The sequence below is a fragment of the Streptomyces sp. NBC_01591 genome, from assembly GCF_035918155.1.
Lineage (GTDB): Bacteria > Actinomycetota > Actinomycetes > Streptomycetales > Streptomycetaceae > Streptomyces.
This window is the reverse complement of the sequence record NZ_CP109327.1, coordinates 439,977-464,816: the sequence shown is the minus strand read 5'-3', so window position 1 is coordinate 464,816 and position 24,840 is coordinate 439,977. Positions and strand designations below refer to the sequence as shown.

The 24,840-nt window shown below is 69.1% G+C and carries 28 protein-coding genes and 1 pseudogene; 15 read left to right on the top strand and 14 right to left on the bottom strand.

Translation table 11 applies throughout. The annotated features are described in order from the left end of the window. Window positions 1–409 precede the first annotated feature (409 nt). Window positions 410–1,579 carry a S1 family peptidase gene (locus OG978_RS02475; RefSeq protein WP_326763588.1) on the top strand — a complete coding sequence of 390 codons (1,170 nt, stop codon included), beginning with the start codon at window positions 410–412 and terminating at the stop codon, window positions 1,577–1,579. A 189-nt stretch (window positions 1,580–1,768) separates the two neighbouring features. Here the strand turns inward: OG978_RS02475 and OG978_RS02470 are convergent, their stop codons facing one another. Together OG978_RS02470 and OG978_RS02465 are read right to left on the bottom strand one after the other, a co-directional pair. Next, a complete protein-coding gene (locus OG978_RS02470) occupies window positions 1,769–2,476 on the bottom strand; it encodes an NUDIX domain-containing protein (protein WP_326763587.1) in 708 nt (235 codons plus the stop codon). Window positions 2,477–2,555: 79 nt separating this feature from the next. Beyond that, window positions 2,556–2,810: a hypothetical protein gene (locus OG978_RS02465; protein ID WP_326763586.1), complete on the bottom strand. Its 255-nt coding sequence runs from the start codon at window positions 2,808–2,810 to the stop codon at window positions 2,556–2,558. Between the two features lie 28 nt (window positions 2,811–2,838). On the opposite strand from OG978_RS02465, the gene OG978_RS02460 reads away from it, so the two are divergent. Further along, complete coding sequence (locus tag OG978_RS02460) at window positions 2,839–3,084, top strand: hypothetical protein (protein WP_326763585.1); 246 nt, start codon at window positions 2,839–2,841, stop codon at window positions 3,082–3,084. A gap of 203 nt (window positions 3,085–3,287) precedes the next feature. Next, window positions 3,288–3,806, top strand: a complete 519-nt coding sequence (locus OG978_RS02455; RefSeq protein WP_326763584.1) for an NUDIX hydrolase — start codon at window positions 3,288–3,290, stop codon at window positions 3,804–3,806. 170 nt (window positions 3,807–3,976) lie between these two features. Here the strand turns inward: OG978_RS02455 and OG978_RS02450 are convergent, their stop codons facing one another. The 4 genes from OG978_RS02450 to OG978_RS02435 all read right to left on the bottom strand — a co-directional run bounded on the left by OG978_RS02450 (window position 3,977) and on the right by OG978_RS02435 (window position 8,186). Continuing rightward, window positions 3,977–4,249 (bottom strand): HPr family phosphocarrier protein, encoded by a 273-nt coding sequence (locus tag OG978_RS02450; protein WP_326763583.1) that lies wholly within the window; start codon window positions 4,247–4,249, stop codon window positions 3,977–3,979. A 92-nt stretch (window positions 4,250–4,341) separates the two neighbouring features. Next, complete coding sequence (locus OG978_RS02445) at window positions 4,342–6,396, bottom strand: PTS fructose transporter subunit IIABC (RefSeq protein ID WP_326763582.1); 2,055 nt, start codon at window positions 6,394–6,396, stop codon at window positions 4,342–4,344. Window positions 6,397–6,480: 84 nt separating this feature from the next. After that, window positions 6,481–7,428 (bottom strand): 1-phosphofructokinase, encoded by a 948-nt coding sequence (gene pfkB / locus OG978_RS02440; protein ID WP_326763581.1) that lies wholly within the window; start codon window positions 7,426–7,428, stop codon window positions 6,481–6,483. Then, window positions 7,425–8,186 carry a DeoR/GlpR family DNA-binding transcription regulator gene (locus tag OG978_RS02435; protein ID WP_326769906.1) on the bottom strand — a complete coding sequence of 254 codons (762 nt, stop codon included), beginning with the start codon at window positions 8,184–8,186 and terminating at the stop codon, window positions 7,425–7,427. Before OG978_RS02435 ends, pfkB begins: the two co-directional genes overlap by 4 nt. A gap of 281 nt (window positions 8,187–8,467) precedes the next feature. Between OG978_RS02435 and OG978_RS02430 the strand changes: the two genes are divergently transcribed. The 4 genes from OG978_RS02430 (at window position 8,468) to OG978_RS02415 (ending at window position 11,976) form a co-directional block, all read left to right on the top strand. Next, on the top strand, window positions 8,468–8,944 hold the full coding sequence (locus OG978_RS02430) for a hypothetical protein (protein WP_326763580.1): 477 nt from the start codon (window positions 8,468–8,470) through the stop codon (window positions 8,942–8,944). A 167-nt stretch (window positions 8,945–9,111) separates the two neighbouring features. Continuing rightward, the gene (locus OG978_RS02425; RefSeq protein ID WP_326763579.1) at window positions 9,112–9,849 is read left to right on the top strand and encodes a class I SAM-dependent methyltransferase; all 738 of its coding nucleotides are present in this window, start codon (window positions 9,112–9,114) and stop codon (window positions 9,847–9,849) included. A gap of 318 nt (window positions 9,850–10,167) precedes the next feature. Beyond that, a complete protein-coding gene (locus tag OG978_RS02420; protein WP_326763578.1) occupies window positions 10,168–11,193 on the top strand; it encodes a hypothetical protein in 1,026 nt (341 codons plus the stop codon). A gap of 324 nt (window positions 11,194–11,517) precedes the next feature. Next, complete coding sequence (locus OG978_RS02415) at window positions 11,518–11,976, top strand: hypothetical protein (protein WP_326763577.1); 459 nt, start codon at window positions 11,518–11,520, stop codon at window positions 11,974–11,976. Window positions 11,977–12,533: 557 nt separating this feature from the next. On the opposite strand, the pseudogene OG978_RS02410 reads toward OG978_RS02415, so the two are convergent. The 5 genes and pseudogenes from OG978_RS02410 to OG978_RS02390 form a co-directional block, all read right to left on the bottom strand. Next, window positions 12,534–12,818 (bottom strand): annotated as a pseudogene (locus tag OG978_RS02410) (GNAT family N-acetyltransferase); the annotation flags it as partial. Window positions 12,819–12,895: 77 nt separating this feature from the next. Further along, window positions 12,896–14,044, bottom strand: a complete 1,149-nt coding sequence (locus tag OG978_RS02405; protein ID WP_326763576.1) for an XdhC/CoxI family protein — start codon at window positions 14,042–14,044, stop codon at window positions 12,896–12,898. Beyond that, the gene (locus OG978_RS02400; RefSeq protein ID WP_326763575.1) at window positions 14,037–16,199 is read right to left on the bottom strand and encodes a xanthine dehydrogenase family protein molybdopterin-binding subunit; all 2,163 of its coding nucleotides are present in this window, start codon (window positions 16,197–16,199) and stop codon (window positions 14,037–14,039) included. The genes OG978_RS02405 and OG978_RS02400 overlap by 8 nt, the downstream gene beginning before the upstream one ends. Next, the gene (locus OG978_RS02395; RefSeq protein WP_326763574.1) at window positions 16,196–17,188 is read right to left on the bottom strand and encodes an FAD binding domain-containing protein; all 993 of its coding nucleotides are present in this window, start codon (window positions 17,186–17,188) and stop codon (window positions 16,196–16,198) included. The genes OG978_RS02400 and OG978_RS02395 overlap by 4 nt, the downstream gene beginning before the upstream one ends. Beyond that, window positions 17,185–17,742: a 2Fe-2S iron-sulfur cluster-binding protein gene (locus tag OG978_RS02390; RefSeq protein ID WP_326769905.1), complete on the bottom strand. Its 558-nt coding sequence runs from the start codon at window positions 17,740–17,742 to the stop codon at window positions 17,185–17,187. Before OG978_RS02390 ends, OG978_RS02395 begins: the two co-directional genes overlap by 4 nt. 241 nt (window positions 17,743–17,983) lie before the next feature. On the opposite strand from OG978_RS02390, the gene OG978_RS02385 reads away from it, so the two are divergent. Beyond that, window positions 17,984–18,577, top strand: coding sequence for a TetR/AcrR family transcriptional regulator (locus tag OG978_RS02385; protein ID WP_326763573.1), 594 nt, complete (start codon window positions 17,984–17,986; stop codon window positions 18,575–18,577). Between the two features lie 196 nt (window positions 18,578–18,773). On the opposite strand, the gene OG978_RS02380 is transcribed toward OG978_RS02385, so the two are convergent. Together OG978_RS02380 and OG978_RS02375 are read right to left on the bottom strand one after the other, a co-directional pair. Further along, window positions 18,774–19,778 (bottom strand): IS3 family transposase, encoded by a 1,005-nt coding sequence (locus tag OG978_RS02380; protein ID WP_326763270.1) that lies wholly within the window; start codon window positions 19,776–19,778, stop codon window positions 18,774–18,776. A 20-nt stretch (window positions 19,779–19,798) separates the two neighbouring features. Next, window positions 19,799–20,182: a hypothetical protein gene (locus OG978_RS02375; RefSeq protein WP_266726502.1), complete on the bottom strand. Its 384-nt coding sequence runs from the start codon at window positions 20,180–20,182 to the stop codon at window positions 19,799–19,801. Between the two features lie 78 nt (window positions 20,183–20,260). On the opposite strand from OG978_RS02375, the gene OG978_RS02370 reads away from it, so the two are divergent. The 5 genes from OG978_RS02370 to OG978_RS02350 all read left to right on the top strand — a co-directional run bounded on the left by OG978_RS02370 (window position 20,261) and on the right by OG978_RS02350 (window position 23,383). Next, complete coding sequence (locus tag OG978_RS02370) at window positions 20,261–20,791, top strand: GrpB family protein (protein ID WP_326763572.1); 531 nt, start codon at window positions 20,261–20,263, stop codon at window positions 20,789–20,791. 9 nt (window positions 20,792–20,800) lie between these two features. After that, window positions 20,801–21,751 carry an aminoglycoside phosphotransferase family protein gene (locus OG978_RS02365; RefSeq protein ID WP_326763571.1) on the top strand — a complete coding sequence of 317 codons (951 nt, stop codon included), beginning with the start codon at window positions 20,801–20,803 and terminating at the stop codon, window positions 21,749–21,751. A gap of 237 nt (window positions 21,752–21,988) precedes the next feature. Next, window positions 21,989–22,360, top strand: coding sequence for a hypothetical protein (locus tag OG978_RS02360; protein ID WP_326763570.1), 372 nt, complete (start codon window positions 21,989–21,991; stop codon window positions 22,358–22,360). A gap of 68 nt (window positions 22,361–22,428) precedes the next feature. Further along, entirely contained in the window at window positions 22,429–22,779 is a 351-nt protein-coding gene (locus tag OG978_RS02355; protein WP_326763569.1) for a hypothetical protein, read from the top strand. A gap of 70 nt (window positions 22,780–22,849) precedes the next feature. Then, complete coding sequence (locus OG978_RS02350) at window positions 22,850–23,383, top strand: hypothetical protein (RefSeq protein ID WP_326763568.1); 534 nt, start codon at window positions 22,850–22,852, stop codon at window positions 23,381–23,383. A gap of 47 nt (window positions 23,384–23,430) precedes the next feature. Here OG978_RS02350 and OG978_RS02345 read toward each other — a convergent pair whose 3' ends face one another. After that, window positions 23,431–23,589 carry a hypothetical protein gene (locus tag OG978_RS02345; RefSeq protein WP_326763567.1) on the bottom strand — a complete coding sequence of 53 codons (159 nt, stop codon included), beginning with the start codon at window positions 23,587–23,589 and terminating at the stop codon, window positions 23,431–23,433. 72 nt (window positions 23,590–23,661) lie between these two features. Between OG978_RS02345 and OG978_RS02340 the strand changes: the two genes are divergently transcribed. Next, the gene (locus OG978_RS02340) at window positions 23,662–24,234 is read left to right on the top strand and encodes a hypothetical protein (protein WP_326763566.1); all 573 of its coding nucleotides are present in this window, start codon (window positions 23,662–23,664) and stop codon (window positions 24,232–24,234) included. A 160-nt stretch (window positions 24,235–24,394) separates the two neighbouring features. Continuing rightward, window positions 24,395–24,736, top strand: coding sequence for a DUF5713 family protein (locus tag OG978_RS02335; RefSeq protein WP_326763565.1), 342 nt, complete (start codon window positions 24,395–24,397; stop codon window positions 24,734–24,736). The last annotated feature ends 104 nt before the right edge of the window (window positions 24,737–24,840 follow it).

Genomic DNA, 24,840 nt, shown 5'->3' with positions numbered 1-24,840 from the left:
TCCTCGTCGAGGGGCGCATGGGGAACCCGTGGGGACCCCTTCCACAACCTGCTCCAGGAGGCGGATTCGTCGGCGGACGATGTCATGGTGAGGCTCCTGCGGGAAAGTGTGCTGCTGTTCGCGAGGCTCGTGGTGGAGGCTGACGTATGGGGGACGCGCGATCATCTGACGCGAGCATAGATGTCCGCGCCGTGCGCAGATCGGCGGGTCCCGGTGCAGGGCCGTCGAGGGCAGAAGGCGTCCGCCTCCCGGCGGGCCGGAAACATCCATTGGCATGGACCTGATAGGCGCACTGCGTTACAGTCCGTTGCGGCACACTCTGAGAGCGCTCTCAGGTGAGAGCTCCCGGACGCCTGCTGTTCCTCCCCCACAATGCCGGAACAACAGAAGGGCCATTGCCTTGAGATGTATGAACGCGTTGCGTGCGAGCCTGGCTGCCGCGCTGGTTGTCGGAGCCTGGGCCACTGTGGGTCTTGCCTCCGGTCCGGCATCTGCCGCCGCCGTGGACTCGCCTTCCGGGACACCCCGATCCGCGACCGATGAAGCACCGGCGTCCGCAGGACTGCTCTCCGCCATGCGCAGAGACCTCGGCCTGACAGAGGATCAGGCCAGGGCGCGGCTGGCCGCGGAGAAGACGGCAACCGCCGTACAGGGCAAGGCGCGACGAGCCGCCGGATCGTCCTACGCCGGCTCCTGGTTCGATCCGGCCACCGGCAGACTCACCGTGGCCGTCACCGACGGCCGGAAGTCGGGCGCCGTACGGGCGTCCGGCGCGTCCGTACGGCTGGTGCGCCACAGCGCGCAACAGCTCGACGCGGCCAAGGCGCGGATCGACAGACTGACCGCGCCGGACGGTGTCAGCAGCTGGCACGTCGACCCGAAGGTCAACCGGGTCGTCGTCGACGTTGTCGCTTCGGCGGCACATGACAACGATGTCCGCGAGTTCGTCGAACGGGCCCGCAAGTCCGGCCCCGTACTGGTCAATCGGACGCCCGAGGCGCCCAGGACCTTCTCTGCCGGAACCGTGGGCGGCGATCCCTACTACACGGGCAACGTCCGATGCTCCATCGGCTTCTCCGTGCACGGCGGCTTCGTCACGGCAGGGCATTGCGGCCAGGCCGGCGCCGCGGTCAGCGGATGGGACCGTTCGGCCATCGGCAACTTCCAGGGGTCGTCCTTCCCCGGTGACGACTACGCCTGGGTCAGCGTCGGCAACGGCTGGTGGACCGTCCCCGTGGTACTCGGCTGGGGCACCGTTTCGGACCAGTTGGTGCGGGGCTCCGCAGAGGCACCCATCGGGGCCTCGATATGCCGCTCCGGCTCCACCAGCCACTGGCACTGCGGCAATGTGCAGGCCACGAACGAAACCGTGAACTACAGCCAGGGTGCGGTCCATCAGATGACCAAGACGAGCGTCTGCGCCGAGCCGGGAGATTCGGGCGGCTCGTTCATCAGCGGGGACCAGGCGCAAGGAGTCACGTCGGGCGGCTGGGGCGACTGCACCAGCGGCGGGCAGACCTGGCACCAGCCGATCAACGAGATTCTGAACCGGTACGGACTGACACTGCACACAGCCTGACGGTACGCAGGGCCGGCTGGACCCGGTCCGTCCGTCGCCCACTGCGCGAGGCCTGCCGCGGCACGAGCTCCATCGCTCGGACGCGGCAGGCCCTTCGTGGAACGCGGGCGCGAGGGAAGCAGGGTTGACCATTGTTTCGGCGACCGGGTGCCCGGTGCCATCAGCATCGACGACGGGCGCTGTCAGCATTCACCAAGTGCAGGTGTTCTGCAGGTCGTTGATGCTGTCGGCGAGTTCGGCCGGCCGGTCCGGCCAGCCCGCCGTGTACCAGTGAGCGATGCGCCAGGCCAGCCGCCGCGGCCACACCGGAGTGGTGGGCAGCCGGTCGACCGGAATCCACGTGGGCGTTCCGCCGTGGTTGTCGAGTTCCGCACGGGCACCGATCTCGCCTTCGGCATGTACGAGGAAGTAGTGCTCCCGGCGACTGTCCTTCCAGACGCGGGCCACTTCCCTGACCACACTGCCGCCCAGGCCGGTCTCCTCCCGCAGCTCGCGGATCACCGCAGCGTGCAGTGTCTCGCCGTCTTCGACCCCGCCGCCGGGAATCTCGTAGAACGGCTCTCTGTCCTCCTCGAAGCCGATGAGCAGCATCCGCCCATCACGAATCACCACCGCGCCGGCCCGGACCCGTACCGGATCTGCGGATGCCGGATCGTCCCAGGAAGTCACTCCTCGCACCGGGCCTCCCACCACCCAGCTCCGCAGCACGGTCTCAGCAGTTCCGACGGGCCGGATCCGCGCATGCAATGCGTCGGCCAGGGGCAGCGAGCACAATGCACTGTCCGGTACCCGGTCATGGCGAGGAAAGCGGTAGGTCCCGTCCTCATCGGTCTCTTTGACAACGACAAGGCCGACATCGTCGAACTGAACGTTCACCGGAACAGGGTCATCGGTCATTCGCGAACACTAGCCCCCCGCTGAGGCCACTGAGCAGGCGACGGAGGCAGCCGAGGCTGAAATCCGACGGACAACGGGCTCAGGACTCCGCGCGGGCACGCCACTCGTCGAACTGCTCAGGTGTGCGGACGCGGTCGTCCAGGACCGATCGGTAGATGTCGACGCTCTTCACGGACCTGCCGTACTCGGCACGGTCTGCCCAGGCCTGCTTGATGCCGGTAATCGCCGCGTGGGTTTCGGGAGTGAGACGCGGAGACAATGTCTTGAGATGGGCGAGGTCGGGCTGTCGGTCTGGTTCGTCGACGAAACCAGATGTCCAGGTTCCAGTCCTCACCCCGGACGGAACGACAGTCCACTCCGAGGTGGAGCCCATCGGGGTAGCCCAGGTCGATGTTCCACTCGCCGGTGTCGTCGCGGAACCGGACCTGCCGCACTCGCCGGTGCTGCGCCAGTCGTGCGCCGATCCCGGCAACGACTTCCAGGGTCTGCGGTTCGAGCTTCGGGCAGATCACCGTCACGTCCAGGTCGCGACGGACCGTCAGACCGAGGGCATAACTCCCCACCCGCACCGGCCGGCCGACCCCGGGCAGCAGTTCCTCGAGCCGTAGATCGGCGCTGACCGCATCCGCCGCGGACCGCATGGCGTCCTGTTGCCGCAGGAGTTCCTCTGTCGCCACCACACGACCATTCTCACAGAGGACGAGAACCGGGTGCTTTTCCATGTGACTGCGGCACGGCGCTTGCTGCCGCTCACATACCCTCCGGCCCAATTCCCGGACAGGGCACGGTGCCGACGTCGGACAATGTACGTATGACCCGACCCGGAATCCGTGTTGCCGCATACGTGATCCGGCATTGTTCCGTACCCGAGTTGCTGGTGTTCGACCACATCGGAATGCCGGAGGCTGGCACCCAAGTGCCCGCAGGTGGAGTCGGACCGGACGAGGAACTGGAACAGGCTGTCCGGCGGGAGGTCGCTGAGGAAACCGGGCTGTCGGCAGTCGCCTTGGTCCGGCAGATCGCCGTGGAGGACAAGCCACACCCCGAAACGGGGCAGCCACGCCGGACCACCTTCTTCTTCCTCCGAGCAACGGCCGACACCCCTGATGCGTGGGAGCACCAGGTCCGTGGAGACGGCGACGACGCCGGCCTCATCTTCGCCTGCCGCTTCCTCCCGCTTCCCCTCAAGCAACCGCTGGCGGACGAACAGGACGTCTGGCTGGGCCGCATCGATCCGTTCTGGACCACCATGCCCGGCACTCCTGCCCTGCCCCGACATGCGGACATCGGCGAACTCACGGGACAGGATGGATCGCATGCCCGGCGATGAATCGTGGGATCTCGTGGATGGACGACTGCCACAGATTCGGCTCAAGCCCGTCGATCCGGCCTATATTCGGAAGGGCACCTTCCGTTCGGCCCGCGGCTGAAGCACTGGCCGGGAACGCACACCGTCCCCGGAGCCGTTGTGCGCTCGGGGGACGGCGGGGACAGCTGAGGTTACGGCGTCGCGTCGAGGTCGCGAGCGAGGAGCGTGGCCAGCTCCTCGACTGCGGCCTCCGCGCCGTCGCCCTCCGCGGTCAGTACCACTGAATCGCCGTGCTGTGCCCCGAGGGCGAGTACGGAGAGCAGGCTCCGGGCGTCGACCGCGCCCTGACCGTCCCGGCCGATCGTCACCTTGACCGGCTGCTGGGTGGCTGCCTTGACGAACAACGAGGCCGGGCGGGCGTGAAGACCGCTGCGGGAACCAACGGCGACGGTGCGCTGATGCATGGGGAACTCTCCTGTGTGTCGGTGGGGGAGCGGGGACGGGGATACGGGGGAATCCGTCAGGTGGCGACGGAGCAGGGGCATGGGGATTCCGGTCAGGCAGCGACGGAGATCCTGGACTTCTCGGTCGCCGGGGCGGGCGCCTCCGTGTTCCGGCGCATGCCCTTGAGCAGGACGACCAGGGCGGTCGCGACCGCCGTACCGGCGGCGATGGCCAGCAGGTAGAGGAGCGGATTCCCGATGAGCGGCACCACGAAGATGCCACCGTGCGGGGCACGCAATGTGCAGCCGAAGGCCATCGAAAGCGCACCGGTCACCGCGCCGCCGGCCATCACCGACGGGATCACCCGGAGCGGGTCGGCCGCCGCGAACGGGATCGCGCCCTCGCTGATGAAGGATGCGCCCAGGACCCACGCCGCCCGGCCGTTCTCCCGTTCGGTCCTGCTGAACAGCCTGCCGCGCACGGTGGTCGCGAGTGCCATGGCCAGCGGCGGCACCATGCCGGCCGCCATGACCGCGGCCATCACCTTGAGGCTGCCGGGCGTCGGGTCGGCCAGACCGCCGACCGCGAAGGCGTACGCCACCTTGTTGAGCGGCCCGCCCATGTCGAAGCACATCATCAGGCCGAGGACGATGCCGAGAATGATCGCGTTCGAGCCGGAAAGTCCGTTGAGGCCGTCGGTCAGGGCGCGCTGTAGGGACGCGATCGGCTTGCCGACGACGATGAACATCAGGAATCCGACGACCGCCGAGGCGACCAGGGGAATCACCAGCACCGGCATGATGCCCCGCAGCGTGGGATGGACCTTCACCCGCTGGATCGCCATCACCACCGCACCGGCCAGTAGCCCCGCTGCGAGGCCGCCGAGGAAGCCCGCGTTGATGCTGAGTGCGATGGCGCCGCCGACGAAGCCGGGAACGAGCGCGGGCCGGTCCGCCATCCCGTACGCGATGTACCCGGCCAGCACCGGCACCAGGAAGGCGAACGCGGCGGTGCCGATCTGGTTGAGCAGCGCGGCCCAGCTGTCGGCCTCGCCCCAGACGAAGTGGTCCGCGACGGATTTCGCACCGGCTATCTCGTAGCCGCCGATGGCGAACGAAAGCGCGACGAGGAGCCCGCCCGCCGCGACGAACGGCACCATGTAACTGACGCCGGACATCAGGTAGGTGCGCAGTCGGACGCCGAAGTGCGCGTGGTCACCGCCGGTCGTGGCTCCACCGTCCTGCTGAGCGGTGCCGGCCGGGACGGTGCTGGTCTCGCCGCGCTCCGCCTTCCGCCTGGCTTCGGCGATCAGCTCGGCAGGACGGTTGATCCCTGCCTTGACCCCGGTGTCGACGATCGGCTTGCCGTCGAAACGTGCCTTCTCGCGTACCTCGACGTCATGTGCCCAGATGACCGCGTCGGCGGCGGCGATCAGCTCGGGATCGAGCCGCTCGAACCCGGCTGAGCCCTGCGTCTCGACATTGAGCACCACGCCCTCGTCGCGGGCCGCGGCCGCCAGTGACTCGGCGGCCATATAGGTGTGTGCGATACCGGTCGGACATGACGTGACGGCGACGATCCGGAAGGGTTCGGCGGACAGAGGGGCGCTGTCCGTGACAGAGCCGTCCACCGGTGCGTCGGCCGGCGTCGAGGCCTGGGGAGTCGAGTCGGCCGGAGCCGAGGCCTGCGGAGTCGGGTCAGCCGGAGTCGAGTCGGCTGCAGCGGCCTTCTCGCCGCGGATCAGCGCCGCGGCCGCGTCGGGGTCGCGCTCCGCACGCAGGGCGCCCGTGAATTCCGGGTCCATCAGCCGTCGAGCCAGGGCGGAGAGGATCGTGAGGTGGTCGTCGTCGGCTCCGGCGGGCGCGGCTATCAGGAAGACCAGATCGGCGGGGCCGTCCGCCGCACCGAAGTCGATGCCCGGGCCGCTGCGGCCGAACGCGAGCGTGGGCGCGGTGACATGCTCGCTGCGGCAGTGCGGGATGCCGATGCCGCCGTCCAGACCGGTCGGCATCTGTGCTTCGCGGGCTGCCACATCGGCGAGGAAGCCGTCGAGATCGGTCACCCGGCCCTCGGTAACCATCCGCTCGGCGAGCGACCGGGCGGCGTCGTGCTTCGTCTCGGCGGACAGATCGAGATCGACCAGTTCCGCGGTGATCAGTTCACTCATCGCGGGGCTCCTTGTTCGTGGACCGTCCTGTGGGCGGCTCGGGGGACACTCGGGGCGGCGGGCTGGGTCGCGGATGCGCGGCAGTCATGAAGTCGGCTCCGTCAGGGGTCGGTCCAGGGGGATTTCGGTGGTCGTGGTGACCGCCGACAGATCGAGATCGGCGGGTGCCGGCATAACGCTGCCCGGCAGCTTTACGGCTGCCGCGCCATGGGCGACCGCCGCGGCGAGCGCCACCTGCCCGGTTCCACCCGCGGCGAGGAAGCCCGCGAGAGAGGCGTCGCCCGCCCCGACGTTGCTGCGGACCGTTTTCACCCGGGCGCTGCCGAAGTACGTACCCGTGCCCTCGACCAGCAACTGTCCGTCGGCCCCGAGGCTGGCCAGAACGGACCGGGCACCGCACTCGCGGAGCTCCTCCGCCGCCTTCACGGCATCACCCACCGTCGCCAGCGGGCGACCGACGGCCTGGGCAAGCTCCTCCGCGTTCGGCTTGATCACATCGGGGCGCTCCCGGAGCGCCGCCGTCAGCGCAGCGCCGGAGGTGTCGAGGGCGATCCGGGCCCCGGCACGGTGGCTCCGGGCCACCAGCTCGGCGTACCACTGCGGGGGCAGTCCACGCGGCAGACTGCCGCAGCAGGCGATCCAGTCCGCGGCCGCCGACCTGGTCTGTACGGCATCCAGCAGGGCCTCGGCCTCGGCCTCGGTGATCTCCGGGCCCACCGCATTGACCTTGGTGAGCGTTCCGTCGGGCTCGACGAGCGTGACATTGATACGGGTGCTGCCGACGATCGGCACACCGGCTGCCTCGATGCCGTGCTCGCCCAACAGCCGTGCGAGCAGCTCGCCCTCGGGCCCGCCGAGCGGTGCGACAGCGATCGTGCGGTGGCCGGCCGCCGCCACTGCACGCGAGACGTTGATGCCTTTGCCGCCGGGGTCGACCCGGTCGTCCGTGGCCCGGAGCACGGCTCCGCGGGTCAGCCCGGGCAGCTCGTACGTCCGGTCGAGGCTTGGATTGGGGGTGACGGTGAGGATCATGCGCATACTACTTCCGTGCCCCGGCCCTCGATGGCGAGGGCGTCGTCGGAGCCGAGTCCGGTGTCCGTGATGAGCAGATCGACCTGGGCGAGATCGCCGAACCGTGCGAAGTGCTCCTGGCCGAACTTGGCGGAGTCGGCCAGGAGCACGACCCGCCGGGCGGCAGAGATCATGGCGCGCTTGACGGCGGCCTCGGCCAGATCGGGCGTGGTCAGACCGCCCGTCGGCGAGAAGCCGTTGGTGGCGAGGAAGACGACGTCGGCGTTGATCTCGCTGTAGGCGTTCAATGCCCAGGCATCGACGGCGGCGCGGGTTCGGGGCCGGACCCGGCCGCCGACGAGATGCAACGCGATGCCGGGGTGGTCGGCGAGCCGGGCGGCCACCGGCAGCGCATGGGTGACCACGGTGAGGTGGGCGTCGAGCGGAATGGCCGCGGCAAGCCGGGCGGCCGTACTGCCCGCGTCGATGATCACGCTGCCGTCGGTGGGGAGCTCGCCGATCGCGGCTGCGGCGATGCGCTCCTTCTCGTCGATGGCCACCGCATCGCGCTCGGCGAGATCGGGCTCGAAGTCGAGCCGCCCGGCCGGGATCGCACCGCCATGGACGCGCCGCAGCAGCCCGGCCCGGTCAAGGCTCTTCAGATCACGCCGCACGGTCTCGGCGGTGACCTGGAATTCCTCGGCCAGGGACAGCACATCGACCCGGCCGCTCTCGCGGGCGAGGCGGAGGATCTCTTGCTGCCGCTCCGGTGCATACATGTTGTTTTGGATCCGTTCCATGTCCGAGTGTGTGGTTTCGCTGTCACGTTACGCCCGCGGATCGGGGATGTAAATAGATTCGGGCATTTGCGGGCCTGAACGGATACGTGGCGCTGGGACCTACCTGGCGCCGGGGCCGCGGTCGTCGGAATCACCGGGCGCGCCGGATGGCCGGCGGCCGCGGCGACTCACCCGGAGGCTCCCGGAGCGGCGCGCAGGGGTGCACCGCCCGGTCGCGGGTCCAGATCGCAGTGTCGGACCCCCTCTGTAGGGTGCGTGGGATGAGTGACGTGTTCGAGTTGGCGGTATCGGTCGATCTGCGGGACGAGCTCTCCGAGCAGGAACTCGCCGAACTGCACTGGCATCTGGGAATCGGGCCGCAGCCGGAGCGCCTGTCCATCGTGACCGAGTTCCCGTTCGTCGTGGTGGACGAGGCGGGGGAACCGGTGGTCGAGGACGAACCTCGTCCACTGCTGGCCGGCAGTGGCGCGGCCTGGCGGGTGGGTGGTGTGCTCGGCTCGGCACTGGTCAGCCGAGCGGATCTGCCGCGGAACGGCTGGTCGCTGACCTCCCGGCAGGAAATCCACCCGGATGATTTCGAGAAGGTCGGCGAGCTGCTCTGCTGGCTGGCGGTGCGGGTTCACGACACACACCGGCTCGTGGGCGATGCCGTTTGGATCGGCCACCTGAGGTTCCACGAAGCCCTGGTGCCGGATGTGCTGGAGGTTGCGAACGGGCAGATCGCGTGGCGGGACTAGGGTCTTCCGTCTGGTTCTGGCCGGATCAGGCACCGGGGCACGCGAGCTATCGGGGAATTGGAGACGCTGGGCGTCAGCGGCTGTCCGCGGCGTCTGCCGTGCGGGCACCGATGGCCGACGGCGCAGGTGTGTATTCGTTCACCGGTGGATCGGCGTACCTTCGGCGCATGGCTGACGAGAACTTCACGCATCCACGGCTCGCTGCGCTCTACGACGTGCTCGACCCTGATCGCAGTGATCTCGACGCCTATGTCCACCTGGCCGAGGAGCTCGGGGCGCGTCAGGTCCTGGACATCGGCTGTGGGACAGGAGTGTTCGCCCTCCTGCTGGCCGATCGCGGGATCGAGGTCGTGGGCGTCGATCCCGCCGCGGCGTCCATCGATGTGGCCCGTGGCAAGCCGGGCAGCGAGCGGGTGCGTTGGATCTGCGGTGATGCGACAGCACTCCCGCCACTGCAGGCCGACCTCGCGACCATGACGGCGAACGTCGCCCAGGCCATCGTCGACCCGGAGGCGTGGCGGACAACCCTGCGGGGGGCCTACGCAGCACTCCGGCCCGGCGGATTCCTTGTGTTCGAGACGCGGGACCCGGCCCGGCGCGCCTGGGAGGAGTGGAATCGTGAGGCCTCGTACAGCACGACGGAGATACCGGGAGTCGGCGGGGTCGAGAGCTGGCTCCAACTGCTCGAAGTGAGGGGGCCGCTGGTGACCTTCCGCGGGACCCTCGTGTTCGCTGCGGACGGGCAGGTGCTGACATCGGATTCGACGTTGCGTTTCCGTGAGCGGCGCGAGGTCGAGGCGGGGCTGGTCGCGCAGGGTTTCGTGGTGGAGGACGTTCGCGACGCTCCAGACCGCCCGGGCCGGGAGTTCGTCTTCCTCGCCCGGCGCCCCGAGGCCAGTTCCTGACCGACTGTGCACTGCGCACCGCAGACGTTGTCGTCGCAGACCGGGTCCGGCGCGTGCGGGGCTGACTGCGACGCGCGGTGGTCCTCGGGAACCGGTCCGGGGCCTGGAGCGCGGCATCCGGCAGATCGTCCGAGGCGGGGACGCCGACGACGAGCAGCGCCCCGGTGTCGGTCACCGCTGCTCGTGCAGGCTGTGCGGGTGGTGTGATCTGCGCTGCTCAAAGCCCGCAGCGGTGCTCATTTCGGGTACGACGGGTGTCGGGACCCCGACCACGGATGATAGGCAGGAGCGCGTGATCGATACGGGGGAGGACGCTCCATGAGGACGATGCGCCGGATCGCGCTGTACGCCGTGGTGCCACTGGTCGTGCTGCTCGCGGCCGGCTACGGCTGGTACCGGACGAGCGACACCGGCAAACGGTGGCGGTACGAGGACCGGCTCGCCACGTACTGCGAGGGCCTGCTTCCGGTCTCCGAATCCGCCGCCCTGACCTCGTACTCCACCGACCCCGGGCTGCCGGGGGACCGCACGGGCGGTGCGGATGACGACCGCTGGGACGCGTGCGGGGTGGCGGACACCCGGCTGCTGGTCGCCCTGATTCCGCACGACGCCGTCCGCAACCGCAACCTTTCCGGTGAGCCGCTCTCGATGCTGCGCGACGGGGGTTCCGACCATCTGCCCGTTGCCATCGGCGGCGGCTGGCAGGGACACACCGATTTCCGCGACACCGGCGTCGTGCTCAACTGCACCAACAGGCCCGCGTCCCTCGTCGTGGCCGTGAGTGCCGACGAGTCGCACGAGAACGCCGAGGAGACCAGGCAGATCGCCCGGCTGGCCACGGTCACCGCCGAACGGGCCGCCGAACGATGGTCGTGCGACGCCCCGCACGGCACCGTTGTGCCGCCCATCCCCGTACAGCCCGACCGCCCGGCGCCCGGCACCGCCACGGCAACATGCGCCGGGGTACCCGTTCCGGGCGACGAATCCGTCGACTGGCACCGTGAGACCACGGCCCCCGGCACCGCCCTCCTGGAGACCTGCGCACTGGGCGAGAGCAAGGCGCGGGACGAGGAACTCTACTGGTTCGGCGCCGCGTTCGGCCCGTACGCACAGCGCCTGCGGACCTCCGCGGGCGACCCCGGCAGCTACCGAGGCGACGCGGGCGCCGACCGCCACAGCGCCTGGGGGAGCGCCGCATGCGGCACGGGGCCGCGCGCCCTCTTCACCGTCAACGACACCGAGTACGCGGCACCGCCGAGCGGCTACCTCCGCACCGCACTGCGTGCCTTTGCCGAACGTGCGGCGCAGCGCCATGGATGCACGGACCTGAAACTGCCCTCCTGACGGCACGGAATGACGGTGGGCAGCTCGCCACCCCCACCCCCGCAAGCACCGAATGCTCGACCCGCCGCCGAGCCGGCGGGTCGGCAAACGACCCGGCTGCTTCGGTCCGGGGTGTGACCGGAGGGGCCGGGGCGCTTGTCCAGGGGTGACCAAAATTGGCCGTAGCATGTCAAGAATCATGGCGATGTGCCTTGTTGCTTCAAGGGGGCCGTGCCTCAATGGGGAAGGCAATCTCCGCTGACGGTTCGTCAGGGAATTGCTGTGTTCCGGCGCGCCACGTCGATTAAGCGCGTCGGCAGTCCCCCCACATGAAGGGCAACCACCATGAGGTATGGCATACGGCGACTCGCCATCTGTTCCGCCCTCGCCGCGGGCACGCTCGCGCTGGCACCCACAGCTGAGGCGGTCACCCCCACCACCGCCACGATTTCCTTCGACTGCGGAGTCTACGGCTCGGGCAGCGCGACCCTCACCGCCACCCAGAACGGCGCGACCGCGACCATCAACGTCTCGACTTCCGCCATCACCGCACCGATCAGCGTCGGGGCGAACTCGGTCAAATCAACACTCACGCTCACGAACAAGGGCACGGGAACGGTGACGTTCACCGGGAACTCCAACCCCGCCATCCCCGCCGGAAGCCCTGTGTCGACAGGCCCGCTCCAGGGGACCGTCGCCTCGGGGGACAGCCTGGTGGCCACGTCCCTCAAGGTCGTGGTCCTGGGTATCACCGCCACCTGCAACGCGACGTCCGCCCAGTCGCCCGGACCGTTCGTATTCTGAGTCGGCTCTGCACGCCGAGCTAAGCACCGGGCTGAGACCGCGGTGCGGTCGGCCCGTGTCCCCGCCTGCGGGCGGGTGGCACGGGCCATCCGCCCAGCCACGAGCGGGCGCGAATGCTTCTCACCGTCGCCGTCGCCGTCCGGCCGGATGAGCGGGGCGACTGGTAGTACAGCTCGAAAACCTCCTCCCCGTCCTCATTGGAGATGTCATTGCTGTAGCCCGGGCCGAGTTCGCCCCGCCAGTACCCGTAGGCGACCGCGAAAGCAAGGTCCTTGTGGGTGCCGTAGCGAACGGCAGCAACCTCGCGGCTCTGCGCGTTGCTGTACCCCTCAAGGCCACTGGCTGTGTACTCACCCAGCGGAACAGGGGCGAGGTCTTTCGCGATGCGGGCGACCAGTTCTTAGACCTCCACGCCGCGCGCCAGGTAGCTGCGGCGGCCGGACCAGGTGATGTCTGTGTCGGCTATCCACGTGACCCCGTGGTCACTCATCTCGTATCTCCGTTTCGCGGGTGCGGTGCGGCTGGGGCGGCTCGGTAATGATCCGCAGGCGGTCGGCTCAAGGGAGCCGCATGTCGATCCAGGGGATGGTGTCTCCCGGCAGCAGGTAGCGCTCCGTCTCGACGAACCCGTGCTTCTGCGCGAACCGCAGACCGTCCTCGTTGGACGACAGGACGACGGTCTCGACCACCTCGGCACCGAGTTCCCGTGCCCTCTTCAGCCCGCGCGCATACAGTTCCTCGCCGAATCCCTGCCCACGGTGATCGGCGAGCACACGGGCGATCACCGTGGCTGCCGACGTATCACCCGTCGGCGGGCGCAAAGTGCTGCAACCCAACAGTGCCTGCTCCCGGGTGGCTGCCCGTCATGGCCAGGCAGCCATCCGGCCTCGTGATCGCACAGCCACCCGGACCCGCCAGATCATGCTGCCGCTCGGGAGCGGGCCTCCTCCGTTTCCCTCCTGTCCACGTCATGGTGGATAGGTGCGCCCGAACCGGTCAGTGGAACACCCGTCCCGCCCCGGCGCGCCGCGACGATCTCCGCCGCGATGGACAGGGCCGTCTCCTCGGGGGTGCGGGCGCCGAGGTCGAGGCCGATCGGGGAGTGCAGGCGGGCCAACTCATCGACCGTGACGCCGACTTCGCGCAGACGGCGGTTGCGGTCCTCGTGGGTGCGGCGCGAGCCCATCGCGCCCACGAAAGCGACCGGCAGCCGCAGTGCCGTCTCCAGGAGAGGAACGTCGAACTTGGCGTCATGGGTGAGCACGCACAGGACGGTACGTTCGTCGGTCGCGGTGCGCCGGAGATAGCGGTGCGGCCAGTCGACCACCAGGTCGTCGGCCTCGGGGAAGCGGACGTGAGTGGCGAAGACCGGCCGGGCGTCGCACACGGTGACGTGGTAGCCGAGGAACTTGCCCGCCCGGACCAACGCCGTCGCGAAGTCCACGGCGCCGAACACGATCATCCGGGGCGGTGGCACCCTGGATTCCACGAACAGCGTCACGCCGCCCGGACAGCGCGACCCGTCCTCCGCGATCTCGACGGTGCCGGTTCGGCCGGCGTCCAGCATCGCACGGGCCTCTGCCACCGCCGTCCGGTCCAGTTCCGGTTGTCCGTCGAGACTGCCCTCGTACGATCCGTCGGGTCGGACGAGCAGCGCCCGGCCGAGCAGTTCCACCGCGCCCCGGGCCACCCGGGCGAGTGCCGCCGCCTCGCCTCGGCCCGCGGCCGAAACCCCTGCCCGGAACACCGGCGCGTCCACGCGCACCGGCGTGACCAGGACTTCGATGACGCCGCCGCAGGTGAGCCCCACCGCGAAGGCGTCCTCGTCGTCGTAGCCGAATCGTTCGCGTACCGTCCGCCCGTCCAGGAGCGCCTGGACGCACAGGTCGTACACCGCGCCTTCCACGCAACCGCCGGAGACGGAGCCGATGGCAGTGCCATCACTGTCGACGGCCAGGGCAGCGCCGGGACCGCGCGGCGCGCTGCCGCTGACGGCCACGACGGTGGCGACGGCGAAGTCCCGGCCCTCCTCGAACCACCGGCTCAGCTCCTCGGCGATGTCAAGCACTCCGGGCTCCTCCCGCCGCCCGTCGCCGGGCCTCGTCCGCCGCACGCAGGACGCGATCCGGGCGGATCGGTAGATTCCGGTGGCGTACGCCCGTCGCGTGCCACACCGCGTTGGCGATCGCGGCGGCCACTCCCACGACGCCGATCTCGCCGATGCCCTTGATCCCGACCGGATCGCCCGGGACGGGGTCGTCCACCCAGTCGGCCTCGATGAGCGGCACGTCGGCGTGCGCGGCGAAGTGATAGCCGGCGAGGTCGGCGCCGACATGGCCGCCCGAGGCCAGGTCCCTGACCGCCTCCTCGTGGAGCGCCATGGACAGTCCCCAGGTCATTCCGCCGATGAACTGGCTCCGGGCGGTGAGCGGGTTGACGATGGTGCCTGCGGCGTAGATGCCGAGCAGCCGCCGCACGCGCACTTCACCGGTGTCCACATCCACCGCGACCTCGGCGAACTGCGCTCCGAAGGAGTGGCGTTCCTTCTTCGTGAGGGCACCGATTGCCTCGGCCGTGTTCGACCGGGCGGTGATTCCCTCCGGCGGAATGCCGCCTCCCAGGGCCAGCCGCTCCCGTAGTTCGTCCGCGGCGACCGTCACCGCCCACGCCCAGGAGCGCGTTCCCATCGAGCCGCCGGCGATCATCGCCGGGCCGAGGCCGCTGTCCGCGATGCGCGCCCGGATGCGGTCCGGATCCACCTCCAGCGCGTCCGCGGCGACCAGGGTCATCGCGGTCCGTGCCCCGGTTCCGATGTCCGCCGCGTTGATCCGTACGGTGAAGGTTCCGTCCGGCTCCGCGGTCACGGCCGCGGTGGACGGCCCGACCCCCGAGGGATAGGTGGCCGCCGCCGTTCCGGTACCGAGCAGCCAGCGCCCCTCACGGCGCAGGCCGGGACGAGGATCACGGTCCGCCCAGCCGAACCTGCGGGCGCCCTCCTTGAAGCAGGCGAGCACATTGCGGCTGCTGAACGGCAGCCCGGACACGGGGCCCGTCTCGGGTTCGTTGCGTGCGCGCAGCGCGATCGGGTCCACGCCGCACTTCTCGGCCAGCTCATCGAGGGCGGATTCGAGCGCGAAGGACCCCGGTGCCTCGCCCGGCGCGCGCATCCACGTCGGGGTCGGTACGTCGAGCCGTACGAGCCGGTGAAGGGTGTGATGCGCGTCGGCGTCGTACATCACGCGCCCCAGCGCGGCGCTCGACTCGATGAACTCGTACACGGTCGACGTGAGACTCTGCGCCCGGTGGTCGAAGGCACGCAGTCGGCCATCGGCGTCGGCACCGAGCCTGATCCGCTGTGCCGTGGGGCTGCGGTAGCCGATGAGGGAGAACATCTGTCGGCGAGTCAGTACGACACGGACCGGGCGGTGGAGGACGGTCGTGGCCATCACGGCCGCAACTTGATGCGGGCTCAGCCCCTTCGATCCGAAGGCACCCCCGACATGCTCGGACCGCACCCGCACGGAGGCCGGATCGAGGGAGAAGAGCTGCGCCAGTTCGCTCGCCACCCAGGTGCTGCCCTGGTTGGAGTCGATGACGTCGAGCCGACCGCCGTCCCAACGGGCGGTCGCCGCATGCGGCTCCATCGGGTTGTGGTGCTCCTCAGGAGTGGTGTACTCCGCGTCCACGACGACGGCGGAGGCATCGAGTTGAGCTTCGACGTCCCCCTTCTCCGTCTCGGGCTGGACCATCGGGGTGCTCTCCGGCGTGTAGGCATCCGAACGGCCGGCGTGGAACGCGACATCGTGCGGCTCCACGTCGTACCGAACCACCAGCGCCTCGGCGGCCTCCCTGGCCTGCTCGGACGTCTCGGCCACCACCAACGCCACGGGCCAGCCCACGAAGGGCACGCGGTCGTGCTGGAAGATGCCGAGGACGGGGTTCGGCCGCCCCAGCATGCCCATGTACTCGGTGTCGACGCGCGGCGCGTTCCCGTGGTGCAGCACGGTGAGGACGCCGGGCATGGCCAGGACGGGGCCGTCCTCCACAGAGCGGATCCGGCCACGGGCCACGGTCGACAACACCAGCCAGCCGTGGGCGAGTTCGGCGAAGGAAACCTCTCCGGCGTAGCGGGCCGCCCCGGTGACCTTGTCGCGGCCCTCCACCCGGGTGCGGGCGGAGCCGACTGCTCCTGTCGCGGCGGCGACCCCGGTCGTCGTGGTCATCGGGAGACCTCCTCGGTGAGTTCGGTCAGCACGGCCACGACGAGGTTGCGCATCAGCGTCACCTTGTATCCGTTCTCGGGAAGGGCCTTGGCGGCCCCCAGTTCGGCATCCGCCGCGGCGGCGAACGCCTCCGCGCTCGCTGGTCTGCCGATCAGTGCCCGCTCGGCCGCACGGGCCCGCCACGGCCTCGACGCGACGGCCCCGAGCGCGAGACGTACTTCGCGTACGACACCGTCCTGGATGTCGAGCGCGGCGGCGATCGAGCCGATCGCGAACGCGAACGAGGCGCGCTCGCGCACCTTCCGGTACCGCGAGTGGGCGGCGACCGGGGCGGGCGGCAGCGTAACGCCGGTGATCAGCGCGCCGGGCGGAAGAGCGGTCTCGACGTGCGGTGTGTCGCCCACGGGCGGATAGAGCTCGTCGATCGGCAACTCGCCCGGCCCGTCGGCCGTTTCGTACGAGATGGCGGCGTCGAACGCGGCGAGCGCGACCGCCATGTCCGAGGGATGGGTGGCGATGCAGTGCTCGGAGGCTCCCAGGATCGCGTGGTTGTGGTGTTCGCCGTCGACGGCGGGACAACCACTGCCGGGGGCACGCTTGTTGCACGGCCTGCTGATGTCGGTGAAGTAGCCGCACCGGGTCCGCTGGAGCAGATTCCCGCCGACCGTGGCCATGTTGCGCAACTGCCCCGAGGCACCGGCCAGCACGGCCTGCGCCAAAGCCGGGTAGTGACGACGTACGTCGGGGTGGGCCGCGAGATCGCTGTTGGTGACGGTCGCGCCGATGCGCAGTCCGCCGTCGTGGGTTAACTCGACGCTGTCGAGCGGAAGTTCTCGTACGTCGACGAGCAGCGCCGGCCTTTCCACGCCGGCCTTCATCAGGTCGACGAGGTTGGTGCCGCCGCCGAGGAAACGGGCGTCGGGATCGGAACCGAGCAGAGCGACCGCTCCGGAAACATCGAAGGCTCGTTCGTAGCCGAATTCCCTCATGCCACTGCCTCCCCGCCCTGGGCCTCGGCCGCTTCCGCGGCTCGTGCGACCGCCTGCACGATCGACACATAGGCGCCGCAGCGGCACAGGTTGCCGCTCATGCGCTCGCCGATCTCTTCCGCGCTGAGCGCGGGCACCCCCGCTTCGGGCCGGACATCGTCGGTCACCGCGCTCGGCCAGCCCGCCGCGTGTTCCTCGATCACCGCGATGGCCGAACAGATCTGCCCGGGTGTGCAGTAGCCGCACTGATAGCCGTCGAGATCGAGAAAGGCCTGCTGCACCGGATGGAGGCGCTCGCCGTCGGCCACGCCTTCGATGGTGGTGATCGCGCGCCCCTCGGCCGCGACTGCGAGCTGGAGGCAGGAAAGAGCCCGGCGGCCATCGAGCAGCACCGTGCAGGCGCCGCATTGCCCCTGGTCGCAGCCCTTCTTGGAACCGGTCAGGTCGAGGTGCTCGCGCAGGGCGTCGAGCAGGGTGGTGCGATGGTCGACGGGTAGTGCGTACTTCTCGCCATTGATGTTCAGAGTGATGGCGCTGGACGTCGATGGGGTCATGATCAGCCTTCTTTCGCATTGCTGATGCGCGTCGAACGAGACGATCCCGGTGGACATTCCGGGAGGGAGAGGGCGATGAGGGCGAACGAACCATTGACGGTGGGCGCAGGCCGGCCACAACGGCCGGATCTGCAGCTATGGTGAATCCAAGCGGACAGCTGTCCACTTTTTCGTCGAACCTAGCGGACAGCTGTCCGCTCAGCAAGGGCGGACTTGGCTGCGCCTGCCGGGAGGAGGACGAGTGCGGGACGAGAAATGCGCGACGCTGCGCCCGGACGCGCGACGGAATCGTGAGCGCATCCTGGAAGTCGCACTGGCCGAGCTGACGCGGGCGGCGGACGCCCCGTTGAGCACCATCGCGAAGAAGGCGGGCGTCGGGCAGGGCACGTTCTACCGTAACTTCCCCAACCGCGAGGCCCTCGTCCTGGAGGTCTACCGCTACGAGATGCAACAGGTCGCCGACACCGCGGCCCAACTGCTCCGGACCCGCGCACCTGACCGGGCCCTGAGGGAGTGGATGGACCGTCTCGCCCAGTACGCCATGGCCAAGGCCGGCCTGGCCGACGCGTTGCGCAAGTCCACCAGCAAGTACGGCAGCCTGGCCCAGCTGGGGCACGGCCCGGTGACTCAGGCGGTCACACTGCTGCTGAACGCGAACGAGAAGGCCGGCACCATCCGTCCGGGTCTGACCCCCGACGACTTCGTGCTCGCCATCGCCGGGCTCTGGCAGATCGACCCGCACAGCGACTGGCAGCCGCGTGCGACGCGCCTCCTGGACCTTGTGATGGACGGCCTGCGGGCAGGGGCCCCTGGAGCGGACGGGAACGGAAGGTAGCCGGCAGACCGGTAGAACGTTCTGGTGCGGGCGTAGCCAGGTTGCCCTGATTCCGGTCGTTCAGCAGCCAGGACGCGCGCAAGGGTTCAGGCTGGAGCCATGCCGTTTGCCGATGAAGTGGCCGCAGTGGCCGTGCTTGAGTACCGGTCGCAGTGGCCGGTCGGAAGATTTCAAGTCCAGTGAGACGGTCGTGACGCTATGAGGTTTGTGGTGCGGGTTCCCTGCGTTTGGCCGGGTCGTTGATCCAGGCCGTCTGGGGTATCTCGGGTGGTCTGGGGCGGCGGCCGAAGCGTTCGGGGTGGCGGGCGTATGCCTCGGCGAGGGTGACCGCGCGCTGGTCGCGGACTTCCTCGGCGGTCCCGAAGTGGACGGAGGCTGGTGTGTGCCAGCCGATACCCGAGTGCCGGTGCTCATGGTTGTAATACGCGATGAACGCGTCGAACCACTCGCGGGCGTGGGCCAGCGAATCGAACCGTTCAGGATAATCCGACATGTACTTCGTGGTCTTGAACTGGGCCTCGCTGTAAGGGTTGTCGTTGGAGACCTTCGGCCTCGAGTGCGACCGCGTCACGCCCAGATCGATCAGTAGTTGGGAGACCTTCTTCGACGTCATCGAGGTGCCGCGGTCCGCGTGCACGGTCTGGGGCACGATGCCGTTGCGGGCGATGGTCTCGCGGATCAGCTCCTCGGCCCGCACAGCTGATTCGGCTCGCTCGACGGTGTGGCCGACGATATACCGGCTGAAGATGTCGATGATCACGTAGGCGTGATACCAGACGCCCTTGGCCGGCCCGGCCGCCTTGGTGATGTCCCAGGTGAACACCTGCGAGGGCCCGGTGGCGACCAGCTCGGGCACCGCCTTGGCGGGATGGGTGGCCTGCCGTCGGCGCTCACCGGACTGATCCTGCTCGCGCAGGATCCGGTACATCGTCGAGACGGAGCAGTGATAGCGCCCGGCATCCAGCTCGCGGGCCCAGATCTGCGCGGGCGCCAGCTCGGCGTACTCGTCGCCGTTCATCAACTCGAGTACCGCAGAACGCTCTTCGGCCGTCAGGGCCGACGGCTGCATCTGTGGGGCACGTGTTCTGCGTGGTGGTGGGGGCCGGAGCCGACGGTAATGCGTGGCGCGGGAGCGGCCGGTCAGCCGACAGGCGGCCGTGATGCCCAGCTGAACCTCGACGCTGGTGAACGCCTCGTCCACGACAGGGTCGGCGGCAGGCTTCAGTCCGCGCTCTCGGAGATCATTTCCAAGAGCGCGGAAGCTTTTCCCATCACCTCGAGTGCGGCCTTGTTCCGTGCCAGGTCCCTCTGCAACCGCTCCACCTGCTGCCGCAGCTTTTCGTTCTCCACCTCCGCGGCGGACTTCTTCGCACGGGCCGGGCTGGTCCGGCGGTCGACCAGGTTTTCCAGGGCCCCGGCATCCCGGGCGGCCCGCCACTCCTTGACATGCGAGTGGTAGAGCCGTTCCCTGCGCAGGACCGCACCCTTCTCGTTCCTGGGCGCGGCGTCGTACTCGGCGACGATTCGCAGCTTGTACTCCGAGGTGAAAGTGCGGCGCTTCGGCCTCGGCGCCGGCTCGGACCCGACGGGCTCTGTACTGGGCATAAGGGACGGTTCTCCTGTCGTGCCCTCTCAGGCTAACCCCGCAGAACGGGATGTCTCACCCAAGGCTGACAGAGAGGGGTGGACTTCGAGCGGCTGGCCGGGAAGTTGTACAGGGCTCTGGGGAGCCACGCGCGTGCGATCGACCACGTCGGGTCCACAGCGGTGCCGGGCCTGGCGGCCAAGGACTGTGTGGACATCCAGGTACGCGTGGACGCGATCCATGAAACCGGGCAGATCGGGCTCCTTGCCGCGATCGGTTTCCGTTGTCGCCCCGAGCCGTGGAACCGAGTGGAAACCTCGGGCGGACAGGAGTGCCGCAAGCTGGTGTTCGCGCCTCCGGTGGGTGCGCGAAGCTGCAACGTCCACCTGCGCGAGGAAGGCGGCCCGAACTGCCGTTTCGCTCTCCTGTTCCGCGACTACCTGCGCGCCGATGAAGCCGCCCGTGGGGAGTGGGGAGCGTTCAAACGACGGCTGTCCCACAGCGTGCCGGACCTACTGGACTACGGGCAGATCAAGGCCCCGGCCACCGAGATCCTGATGATCGCTGCCGAACGCTGGGCGGCGGCAACGGGCTGGCAGCCACCGCCGGCGCGCTCGGCCGGTGCGTAGGGTGCGGGAATGATCGAAGTACCAGAAGGGTTCGCGAGGAGCACGATCGAGCGCGAGGGTGAGCCCGGAGCGGTTTGGCTTTCCGAACTGCCAAGGCTTGTGGAAGAGCTGTTGGGGCGCTGGGAATGCGTGCCGGACGGCGAGGTCATGCATGGAGGCGTCGGGGTCATTGTTCCGGTGCGACGGCCGGCAGAGGGGGCGGCCGTGGTGAAGGTTTCCTTTCCTCACCCCGGCAACGTCCACGAGCCGGACGCGTTCGCGGCCTGGGGCGGACGCGGAGCCGTGCTGTTGCACGAGCGCGACGACGAGCACTTCGCGATGTTGCTGGAGCGGGTCGGGTCGTCGACGCTGGCGGAGGCCGCAGAGGCCGCAGAGGCCGCAGAGGGCGACGAGGTGGTGAGGGTCGCAGGGCGGATCAGTCGTCAGCTGGCCGTCCCCGCGCCGCCTGGACTTCCCCGGCTTCGCGAGCAGGCCGATGCCTGGGAGGCCCAACTCCGTCAGGACGCAGAGGAGCTGACGCACACGCTGTCCCGGTATGCGATGGACGCCGCAGTGGCGACCGTCCGGGAGCTGGGCCGCGATCAGCCGGACACCCTCATCCACGGCGACTTGCATGCTCGTAACATCCTGCGCGCCGACCGTGAGCCGTGGCTGGCCGTCGACCCCAAGGGGTACGCAGGAGACCCGGCGTACGACGCCGGCACTCTGCTCAAGTCGCAGGCGCTGACGCTCCTCGAAGCGGGCGACCTGCGGAAGGCGCTGGACCGCACCCTGCAGGTCTTCGCCGAGGCGGCCGAGGTCGACCGCGAACGCGCCCGGCGTTGGGCACAGTTCCATGCTGTCCAGGCTGCGTTCTGGGGCCGCCGCCACGGATTTCGTAGGGCGCGGCGAGGTGCACGACTGGACTGGCTCACGCAATTTGCCGACTCCCTGACGGAGTTGCTCGTTGATCGCGCATAGTCCAGGGTCTCGTGGGCGGGCAGGCGCGAACCTGTCTCGCGGATCGGCATGCTCGCGACACAGGCGTCCGGCGCCGACGGGAACCCGGCCTGTGCCATGGCCTCCCGCGACAGATAGGCGCGTACGGGTGGAGCACGCTGGAACCCTTCGTCGGGGATGACTTGTCGTCGCTGCCGCGCCGGGAAGCCATGCCGGAGGGGTGGCTGCATGCCGGGCGTTGGTACGACAATCCTGGACATGACCATGCGACGCAACGGCGGTAGCGCCGCCGACGACAACGCCGGTTGGACCATGGACAAGTTGCGCGACGGCACCCTCATCCGTACGAAGGTCCACCCGGAGCGCATCGGCGAGATCTCCGACCACCACCGAACCATCCTCACCGAGGAGGCGCGTGACCGGGGGATGACGCTGCTCGAGTACGTCGGCTGGGTGGGCAGGATGCCCAAGTCCGAGCTGCACGTGTACCGCGACCGGGTCCGGTCCGGCAGCGGCGGGCCGCGCCTGGCCGCAGTGTACGACGCGTGGTTGTCGGCACGGATGGCGGTGACGGAGACGCAGTCCCTGCAGCGAGGCTGGGGGCCCGGTGAACCCGACAGGTGGATCTGAACAGGGTGCACGGTGAGTTCCCCGCCCCGCTGAACCGATGCCTTTCGCAGCTGCCATGATCTCGTCCCATGGACGAGACGATCGAAGTTCTGAGGCGGGAGTTCAACGCCGAGGAGGGCAGCTTCCTTCTCCAGCTGCGTGGCCGGCAGTGGGACCGGACCGCCTTTACCCGTCTGGAGCAGGCCATGCGGGCAGCATGCGCACAGTTCGAGACGAGCGAGAAGATCGATCGCTGGCTGGCCGAAGGGTTCTACGAGGTCGCGACGGCCGTGCCGTCGTGGACATCGCACCCCGCCTTTCCGAGACCGGCACCGGATGCCTACTACGAGGAGTGCCTCGAACGTATCGGTGACCTCGCCGACCGGTTCTTCCGAGGCGAGTCCAACTACTACCCAGGGCATGTCTGGACCGACCTGTGAACATCGCGACCCAGACAGCCCTTGGTAACTTTTGTTGCAGGATCCCTATTTGGTAACTAGAGTTACCTGCATGATGCTGCCTGAGATCACCGCTGCGGAACAGACGGCCCTTGACAAGGCTCTTCTGGACGCCCTCAACCCACTCGCCTCGGCCATCCGTGCCCGAGCGACCGGACTTCCTGAAGAGCGCATGTGGGATGCCGACCCTGTCGGCGTGACTCTGTCGATCCTCACCACCTGGAAGGTGGTGGACGCGGAAGTCAAGCGGCTGACAGCGATCGCAGCAACGACAGCCGGCTCCTATGGAGCGAGCTACGAGCAGTTGGGTGCCGCTTGGGGCATTACCCGGCAGGGCGCCCGCAAGAAATGGCCCGATGCCGTCGACAGGCCGGCCTCCGCGGAAGCGGAGCCGAGCCGCATCGAACTGTGCGGTGGCAGCGCCGAATTGACCCGGGACCCCTCAGCGGGTGGCTGGCGATGGGCCGGAGAGGGGGCCGATGGAACACGCGATGAGGCCGACAGCACCTCGTACTACGCAACGAAGGAAGAAGCTGCCGCCCACGCAGGCGCCTTCTTGAAGGAGCATGCCACCGACCGGGGCTAGGTTCAGCGGGTGCTTCCGGGTGTACGAGTACGGCCCCGCACTCGCCCCTACAACCCTGCGCTGCCCTGGGAGCCTTCGTCCACCGTCCCGGAAGGGTCCAGGACCGTGGCCGTCAGGTGGTCACGGAACCAGCGGTGCCCCGGGTCGGTCGAGTCTCGCACGCCCTCGCCGGGGCTGTCGGTGGTGGGCGACACAATTGGGGCCATGAGAAAGCGCCTTGGCTGGTCCCAGCTCCCCTCGCCGCTGCGCTGACCGCGGGCATCGCCTTCCAGGTGGCGGTGTTCGCTTCCGCCGGACTGCGGCCGCGGCATGCCCCCGAGCCTGTGCTGGTGGCGTACGACGACGGGGGCGGCAGCTCGCTCGTACTGGACCTGAGCCCAGCTGCACCCGTGCTCGTGGTGACTGACCACGACGAGCGTGGCGCTCCCCTGAACGCCGACGACGTCACCGCCGCGCTGGGCCTGACCGCACTGCCGGGCCCCTTCGCCGGGGAGACGGAGCGGACGTTCAGTGGCGCAGCCCGCTGGGACGGGACGTCGTGGGTTTCCGCGCTGGGAGTGCCGGGCCTGGTGGTCGAGCACGTCGTCGACGACCGGCATCTGCTCGCCGAGGCCGGTGAGGCACTGTACGCGCACACCGAGGGCGAGGCCGAGGAACGTGCTCTGACCGCTCTTCTGGCCGCGGTTCGCGCGGGCGCCTGGGATCCCGACACTGTGACAGCGGCGCTGCGCGTCACACCGTACGAGGAGGGCGAGAAGCTCACCTGCGAGCCGGACCGGGACGCCGCTGTCGCTTTGCTGGAGCAGTTCCGCCCGGCCCTTCGGCGGGCCGGAGCCGGTACGCGTACGTGACCCATATCGGCTTCGCCGCGTAACTCGCGCACGGAACGCGAAGCAGCGCACTGGGGTGCTGGGGCGCGTGGTGAAAGTGCTGGTCCCGGGTCTCGCGCCGAGCTTGTCAGTGGCGTGGTGCATGATCGGCACGTTGGCTCTTCGAGAGAGATGGGGCACCATGCCGATCACGAACCAGCAGGTGACTGAGCACGCCTTTCTGCATCAGTTGTACGCGGACGAATACTTTCCGGATCACGTCCTCGACAAGGGCAGGACGATCCTGCTGAAGCTGTGCGAGCGGATCGAGGCAGAGCGGCCGGCGGATCTGCCGGCGCTGTATGTGCTCACGGAGGCGGCGACGGAGCAGTTCAACCTGCTGGAGGCCGAGTTCGAGGCGGCAGGGAGTGAGATCGAGACCGTTGCGCGGGAGGAGATAGCCGAGGATTTCTGGTTCGTGGCGTCGGCCTACGGGTTCTCGGACGCAGACGTAGAGGAGCTGATCGCCGCCAGGGATTGGTGAGCGATGAGCGACGGGTGGAAAGTTGTGGCGGTCGGCCTCTTCGATCCAGGGCGATCGCGGGGCCGTCCGACCCCGAAGCCGCTCCAGACAACTGACGATCGCTG